Source organism: Paenarthrobacter sp. CM16 (assembly GCF_013179505.1).
Lineage (GTDB): Bacteria > Actinomycetota > Actinomycetes > Actinomycetales > Micrococcaceae > Arthrobacter.
Genome location: NZ_JABMCX010000248.1, coordinates 1 through 6,934, shown reverse-complemented (window position 1 = coordinate 6,934; position 6,934 = coordinate 1). Strand labels below are relative to the sequence as shown.

The following is a 6,934-nucleotide window of genomic DNA, read 5'->3' as shown; positions in this document are numbered from 1 at the left end:
GTTCTTGCTCTCACGGATCTGGTGAGATCGATTGCTGAGATCGGTTGCATTTGAGCCTACGGATCGAATGTGATGCTTGTCAACGTTTGTGTCAGGAATGCGTGTGGACCGGAGGTCGGTTTACACATTCTCAGTCGGCAAGGGTGCTTCGTTGTTGAAGTCCACAAATTGAACTCCGGACCAGGCGCACTCCAGGCTGCCGTACACCGACCAGTATTCATCCCAATGGGCAAGTTTCCACCGGTCACGGTCCAGGTCGCGTTGGGTAAGCCGCGCGCGTAGAAGGTCTTGTGGGACCCGAACGCGGATTACTGTGATTTCGGATGACGGCCATTGGAAGTCGCCTGCGGAACGAGTGAGATAGTCCGCGTCCTGGAAGTAGGAGCCAAAGGGGGCGTCGAGGACGACGGACCGGCCGAGGCGTAGGTTCACCCCAGCCACATCCATGAGGGTTTCGTACTCGAGAGGCAGCAGATTGTCCCGATAGTAGTCGTTGGACTCACGGTCGGTGGGATCGTGTCCGGTAGTGGTCAGCGCGAATTCAACAAAGCGGCCGCAGACCCGGTCCTTGTCCAGATATGCAGCCTGTTGCTCTTTTGCCGTTTGCTGGGCAATGGTCGTTTTCCCTGACCCGGCTGGTCCAATAACAATGAAGACGCGCGGTGGCATTATCGGCGGGCTTCCGCTACTGCTGAAAGGAAAGCCCGGGCTGCCTCGGTGACGCGGCCAAAGTCCCCGTCCGGCTGCCATGCTTTTGTGACGTAGCTGCCCACGCCGACTCCGGCCACGCCCGCGGCGAACCATTCCCCGACATTTTCCAGGGTTACGCCACCTGCGGGCATGATGGGCAGATGGGCCAACGGGGCAAGCACGGATTTCACGTAGGCAATGCCGCCGGCCTCTGTGGGGAAGAGCTTGAGGATGTCTGCTCCCGCTTCGGCCGTTTCCACGAGCTCGGTGGGTGTGAAGGCTCCGCTGATTGTTGGTACTTGGTAACGGTTGGCTGTGCGGATCATCGCGGAGTTCAACTGCGGGCTGACCAGGAACTCTGCGCCGGCCCGGATGCACTCGTAGGCTGAGTGCTCGTCCAGCACTGTTCCGGCGCCGACGGCCACTCCGCTGGGTCCGTGCTTGGCGGCGAGTCGTCGTATCACCTCCACTGCGCCGGGAATGGACAGTGTGATTTCCAGGGCGCGGAAACCTCCGTCGATGGCCGCTTCCGCAGCACGCTCGGCGAGTCCAGCGTTCTCCAGTCGGACGATGAGGACCGCCCCGGATTCGTGGATGGTTTGCAGGGTGCGAAGTTTCTTTTGCATGCTTGCTTCTTTCTGGCTGGGTGGCGTCGTCGCCATGAGCGGCCCGGCGCTGATCGGTGTTCCGTTGACAAACTCTCCCACCATCCATAGTGTTATTGCAACCGATCTCAGCAACCGATCTCATACAAGGGGGTATTGCGGTTGACACACGTACGCACGCTTATTCTTGGGGCCTCCCATTGGCATGCTCCGCTCTACGCAAGAGCAATTGCCGAAGAGCACGACGTCATCGGTGTCAGTGACGACGATGTATCCCTGGTGCAGGAGCTGGCCGATGGATGGGGGGCGCCGGTTGAAGCTGACTGGAAGAAACTGGTTGATCTTCCCAACGTCGGTCTTGCCTATGTCTTTGGTCCTCATGAGGGAATGGCCGAAAAGTGTCATGCCCTGATCGAACGCGGCATTCCGTTCGTGGTCGAAAAGCCGTTGGGCACCTCCCTCGCCGAACTTTCGGCCGTACGTAAGGCAGCCGAGGCAGCCGGCGTTCCTGCCACTGTCCCCTTGGTCCAGCGGGACGGCCCGACCGACCGATGGTTGGCCAAAGCGGGACGGCCGAGGTATCAGAGAACCTCCTTCATTGTCGGTCCGCCGTCGCGCTATCTGGACAATGCCAATCCGTGGATGCTCGATCCGGTGAAAGCGGGCGGGGGTTGCTTGGCAAATCTGGGTCCCCATTTCGTTGACCTTTTCCTTCAGGGCTGCGATGAGTCAGAGGTCCAGGTGGAGTCCAGGCTTTCATCGCTTCTTCACAACCAGGCCGTTGAGGACCACGCCAGCCTCATCATCACCACCCCCCAGGGGCGCGAGGCCATCGTCGAGGTTGGCTACGCATTCCCCGGCTCCCCGCTCAAGCGCTACTGCAGCTTCACGTCGGTCGGTGAGGCGGGATTCGCCTCCGTCGATTCGGACGGCAAAGCTAGTTTTACGGCACTGAACGGCGCTACTGAGGTGGACACGATCGACGTGGACAGCGACCCTCTCTACGATCCGTTCGTACGGAACGTGGCCCGGACACTGGAAGATGGATTCCGGGGCCTGCCAACGCTGGCCCAGCTCGAAGATGTCATGCGCCCCATTTGGCAGGCGTATGACGACCAGCCCGGAGGAAACGAACATGCCTGACTTGAGTATCGACGTCGTTGCAAAAGCCGCCGGTGTCCACCGGTCAACGGTCTCCCGGGCGTTCTCACGCCCTGAGGCGGTGAAGAGCGAAACACGCGAGCACATCCTCCGGGTTGCCGAGGGACTTGGCTACACCATGAGTCCGCTGGCACAGGCGCTCCGTCGCAAGACCAGCACCATCATTCCTCTGATCGTCCCTGACATTACGAACCCGTTCTTCGCAGAACTGGCCAAGACGATGACACAAGCGGCCGACGAGCGCGGCTACCAACTCATGCTCTGCGTCACCAACGGCGACCCTGCCAAATCCGATGGATACTTCACGGCCATGCAGGCGATGTATGCCCCGTTCGGGATTGTGGCACCGTCGACGAAGGTGGATACCGAGACGCTGAAGCGATTCGCCTTCGGCCATAAGGTGGTGGTGATTGACCGCGTAGAAGGCGACGACTCCGTTCCTACAGTCACCGTCGACAGCCGCAAAGGAATCATGCTGGCGCTGGACCATCTGCATTCCTTGGGGCACACCTCGATCGGTTACGTATCCGGTATTGCCGGGACGCATACGGCCCAGGACCGGATGGACGCCTATCTGGAACTCACCGCACAAAGCGGGAGCACGCCTGTGGTGTTGGACAGCGGGTCAGACCTTGATGCGGGCACGCGCGGAGCGGAGCATTTCCTACAGATGGACAATCCGCCCACGGCGATCATTGCGGCCAATGACATGGTAGCTTTCGCAGTGATTTCGGCGCTGGGCCGAAGCGGCCTGCGGGTACCCGACGATGTTTCAGTTATCGGGTTCGATGGGCTTGCTCTTGGTGCCCGCTTCAACCCTCCCCTGACCACAGTGAGGCAGCCGATCGCTGACATGGGACATATCGCGATCGAACTGGCTGAAAAGCAGAATGTTGACAGCTCAGTGGACCATATCGTCCTCGAACCCGAGCTTCTGTTGCGCGGCTCCACCTCGGGGCCGCGAAAATGAGCGGGGGAGGGCAGTCCACGCTCCGGCGCCTGCCGGGGCTCCAGCACACGGACCACGTCGGCTTAACGGTTCCCAACCTTGAAGAAGGCATCCGCTTCTTCGTCGAAGTGCTCGGAGCTGAGGAGCTTTACCGCTCTGAACGTGGGCCCGACGAAGACTTCATGCCCACAAACTTCGAGGTCCCGGCTGATGCCAAGCTGACGCTCGCCATGCTGAGACTGCCTCCGAACCTCAATATTGAACTTTTCGAATGGAGCGGTGATGAGCGGCGGGAAACGCCACCACGTCATTGCGACGCCGGAGGGCACCACTTGTGCTTCGTCGTAGACGACGTTGATGAAGCGATTGAAGTGCTGCAGGAAACACCTGGGGTACGCGTGCTCGGCGAACGCAAGGAAGTCGCCGGCGATAGCCCGCGCGTAGCCGGCAACCGCTGGACCTACTTCGTCACCCCCTGGGGACTGCTGATGGAGATCGTAGATAGATCCCGCGTCCCGGCCCCTCCCCGGCTGGTCGGTCCCATGGACTGGACAGCAGCTCCAAACACTTCAGAAAGGACATAGAACAATGCGGCTAGCGGGTCATACACTCGGTACCCCGAACCACACGGTTCCCCAAGCGCTGAGTCTCTTCCGGGCCGCAGGGCTCGATGCGGCAGAAGTCATCTACCAGGATGACTACAAGTCCGGTTTGCCTTTGGGGGATCGGCACTCCGCGATGGAGGCGCTCAAATCGTCCGAAGGCGAAGGCATACCCATCGTGGGTCTCACGCCGTATACCACCGCCATCAACTCGCTGAACGATGTCGAATGGCACAAAGCCGTCGACGAATTCCGTGGAGCAATAGATACCGCACAACTGCTCGGCGCTGACCGGGTGCGTGTCTACGCCGGCTCCTGGCACCCTGGCGACACCGACCATGTGGCACGGTGGGGGCGGCTGCGAAAGGCGCTGGAGACCCTCGCGCCCGAGGCCGAGCAGGCCGGCGTCCGCCTTTGCGTGGAAAACCACTTCGGCACCATGACGCAGACTGCGGCGGACACCGCGGCCCTGGTCCGGGAGATTGCCCAGCCCTCCGTCCGCGTGCTCTATGACCAGGCCAACCTGACCTTCACCCACGACGAAAGCTACGAAGAAGCCTTCGCCGTCCAAGGTGACCTGATTGGCCACGTCCACGTAAAAGACCTTGTCTTCACCGACCCGACGGCGACCTTCCGAGCCTCGGAGACGGCTCGGGTGAACGCCTCCGAGCGGGCTGTCCGTTCCCGCGTCGTCGGAAGCGGTGTCGTTCCATGGTCCCCAATCCTTGCCGCACTGCTGGAACACGGTTACGACGATGTGCTGAGCATCGAGCTTGAATACCGTTGGCACCCCCAGGACCTGCCCGCGCCCGAGGACGGATTCCGGGAATCCGTCTCCGTCCTGCGCTCAATGCTTACTGATCTTGCTGAAGTTAGGAACGCTTGATGAACACCAACCGCCTCCGCGTCGGAGTTATCGGCGCCGGCAACATCGCCACGATTGCGCAGCTCCCTACCCTTGTACAGCGGGACGACGTCGAGTTGGCTGCCTTGGTTTCCCGGCGCGAAGATCCGAGCAGCCTGGTCCGGCGCTGGGGCTTCAACGCCGCCTACAAGACGGTGGAGGAGATGCTGGCCGCCCAGGAACTGGATGCAGTGTTCGTGCTGACCCCGCGCTCCGAGCACGCCCACGCCGTCGAGCTTTGCCTTAACCGCGACGTGGACGTGTTCTGCGAGAAGCCGCTTGCCCCAGCGACAGATGAGGCGGAACATCTGGCAGACCTCGCCGATGAGCGGGGACGGATACTCATGGTTGACTTCAACCGGCGCTATGCACCCGTCTACACGGCCGGCCGGGAGGCCTTTGGCGACAAAGGTGCCACCTTCTGCGTTGCCCAGAAGAACCGTCCTGGATCCGAATACCGTGCAACGTTCGAGAACGCCATCCACATGGTCGATCTCCTGCGCTGGTACTGCGGGGGCGAACCTGAGCATGTGGCCGCCCACGCTGCTGGTGAGGATCCTTGGGAAGAAGACGGAATCGCAGCGACCATCCGCTTCAGCACCGGTAACACCGGCGTCCTGATGGCAGCCCGAACAGCGGGAGCATGGAACGAGAAACTGGACGCCTATGGTGACGGGAAGACCGTCGAAGTCAGGGCGCCCGAGACAGTTTCCACCACCATCAACGGCGTCACCACTTCACGGGAACTAAGTGCCGAGGCATACGGCTGGGCTACCGCGACGGACACCCTCGGATTCTCAGCCGCCGTTCACCATTTCCTGGATCGGGTTGCCGACCGTGCCCAGCCGCTTACCTCAGGCCGTGAAGCTGTTCGTACCCAACGCCTGCTGGACCAGATCCTCGCCGCAGCCGGTCTGCCCACCGAGGAGCAAGCCGGTCGGGAATGGGCCAGCCATGCAGTAAACGGAAGCTGAACCGCCAGGGGAGCCACTCCAACCCCATGTCAGGTCTACATCGACGGTTTAGCGTTCATGTCGGTATTTTGCTGGTCGCTTTCAGCGCCAGACAAGCGGTTTCGGCGGCGTCGCCTCTCCTTGGCCCGATAGGCAAGGACCTTCCTCTCGATGCCGTATCAGCAGGGACGCTGGGGATGCTGCCGACCGCATGCTTCGCTTTGATGGGCTTGCTGGCTCTCCCGCTTGTAAGCCGCATCCCGCTTGAACACCTGCTGTTGGTTGCACTCCTGCTGACAACATTGGGTCAGGCCGGACGCGCACTTGGTTGGACCATCGTGGTCTTTTTGGGTTTCACCCTGGTCGCCATGCTGGGAATCGGACTGATCAACATCGTGGTTCCGCCGCTCCTGATGAAGTACTTTCCTGACAGAATCGGGCTTCTCTCGGCCCTTCATGTGACTCTCCTAGGCGTCAGCACGGCCGTTGCCGCCCAACTTGCCACACCGTTGGCCAATATTTATGGGTGGCGGCTTTCCGTTGGTGTTTGGGCGGGCTTCAGCGCGGTCGCGATCGTCCCTTGGTTGGTAATTGTTGCGGGCATTGTGAAAGCCAGGCGTCGGGCGCAGCCAGAAAGTCGTGGCACCGCAGCGCCCTCTGACAGAGCGATAAAGCCGTGGCGATCCTCTATCGGCTGGGGTACGGCCCTAATTTTCGCTGGCTGCTCGAGCAATACCTTTGCCGCGCTGATGTGGCTTCCCACGGTTTTTGTCGACCGGGGGATGAGCGGGGAAGCAGCTGGCTCTATGCTTGCTCTCTATTCTATTATCGGCCTACCTGTCGGTCTGATCGTGCCACTGGTGGTGGCGCGGATGCCCCGCCCCCTACCCATCGCGGTTCTGTTCGTTGTCGCATTCGCTCTCGGCTACACGGGCATTGCCTTTGGCCCGCCAGCCTTTGACATCGTGTGGGTTGTCATTGCTGGGCTGGGGCAGGGGGCGTATTCGTTTGCGTTCACGATGATCAACAAGCGCACCAGAACTGAGGCGGGTTCGGGGGCACTGTCGGGG

The 6,934-nt window shown here is 61.1% G+C and carries 8 protein-coding genes; 6 read left to right on the top strand and 2 right to left on the bottom strand.

All coding sequences use genetic code 11. The features are described 5' to 3' along the window. Window positions 1-120: 120 nt before the first annotated feature. Window positions 121-669 (bottom strand): AAA family ATPase, encoded by a 549-nt coding sequence (locus HP499_RS18405; protein ID WP_172325633.1) that lies wholly within the window; start codon window positions 667-669, stop codon window positions 121-123. After that, the gene (locus HP499_RS18400) at window positions 669-1,316 is read right to left on the bottom strand and encodes a bifunctional 4-hydroxy-2-oxoglutarate aldolase/2-dehydro-3-deoxy-phosphogluconate aldolase (RefSeq protein WP_172325632.1); all 648 of its coding nucleotides are present in this window, start codon (window positions 1,314-1,316) and stop codon (window positions 669-671) included. Before HP499_RS18400 ends, HP499_RS18405 begins: the two co-directional genes overlap by 1 nt. 141 nt (window positions 1,317-1,457) lie before the next feature. Between HP499_RS18400 and HP499_RS18395 the strand changes: the two genes are divergently transcribed. From HP499_RS18395 to HP499_RS18370, 6 genes are all read left to right on the top strand, one after another. Beyond that, window positions 1,458-2,438: a Gfo/Idh/MocA family protein gene (locus HP499_RS18395; protein WP_172325631.1), complete on the top strand. Its 981-nt coding sequence runs from the start codon at window positions 1,458-1,460 to the stop codon at window positions 2,436-2,438. Further along, window positions 2,431-3,426, top strand: coding sequence for a LacI family DNA-binding transcriptional regulator (locus HP499_RS18390; protein ID WP_172325630.1), 996 nt, complete (start codon window positions 2,431-2,433; stop codon window positions 3,424-3,426). The genes HP499_RS18395 and HP499_RS18390 overlap by 8 nt, the downstream gene beginning before the upstream one ends. Beyond that, a complete protein-coding gene (locus tag HP499_RS18385) occupies window positions 3,423-3,989 on the top strand; it encodes a VOC family protein (protein ID WP_172325629.1) in 567 nt (188 codons plus the stop codon). Before HP499_RS18390 ends, HP499_RS18385 begins: the two co-directional genes overlap by 4 nt. Before the next feature lie 4 nt (window positions 3,990-3,993). Further along, entirely contained in the window at window positions 3,994-4,893 is a 900-nt protein-coding gene (locus tag HP499_RS18380; protein ID WP_172325628.1) for a sugar phosphate isomerase/epimerase, read from the top strand. Further along, window positions 4,893-5,885 (top strand): Gfo/Idh/MocA family protein, encoded by a 993-nt coding sequence (locus tag HP499_RS18375; RefSeq protein ID WP_172325627.1) that lies wholly within the window; start codon window positions 4,893-4,895, stop codon window positions 5,883-5,885. The genes HP499_RS18380 and HP499_RS18375 overlap by 1 nt, the downstream gene beginning before the upstream one ends. Then, a partial coding sequence (locus HP499_RS18370; protein WP_375154257.1) for a CynX/NimT family MFS transporter occupies window positions 5,855-6,934 on the top strand: 1,080 nt, incomplete at its 3' end. The genes HP499_RS18375 and HP499_RS18370, both read left to right, overlap by 31 nt.

Excerpts from the sequence above, each read along its gene's own strand:
- HP499_RS18405 (WP_172325633.1), bottom strand. The coding sequence starts at position 669 with ATGCCACCGCGCGTCTTCATTGTTATTGGACCAGCCGGGTCAGGGAAA.
- HP499_RS18400 (WP_172325632.1), bottom strand. The coding sequence starts at position 1,316 with ATGCAAAAGAAACTTCGCACCCTGCAAACCATCCACGAATCCGGGGCG.
- HP499_RS18390 (WP_172325630.1), top strand. The coding sequence starts at position 2,431 with ATGCCTGACTTGAGTATCGACGTCGTTGCAAAAGCCGCCGGTGTCCAC.
- HP499_RS18385 (WP_172325629.1), top strand. The coding sequence starts at position 3,423 with ATGAGCGGGGGAGGGCAGTCCACGCTCCGGCGCCTGCCGGGGCTCCAG.
- HP499_RS18380 (WP_172325628.1), top strand. The coding sequence starts at position 3,994 with ATGCGGCTAGCGGGTCATACACTCGGTACCCCGAACCACACGGTTCCC.
- HP499_RS18375 (WP_172325627.1), top strand. The coding sequence starts at position 4,893 with ATGAACACCAACCGCCTCCGCGTCGGAGTTATCGGCGCCGGCAACATC.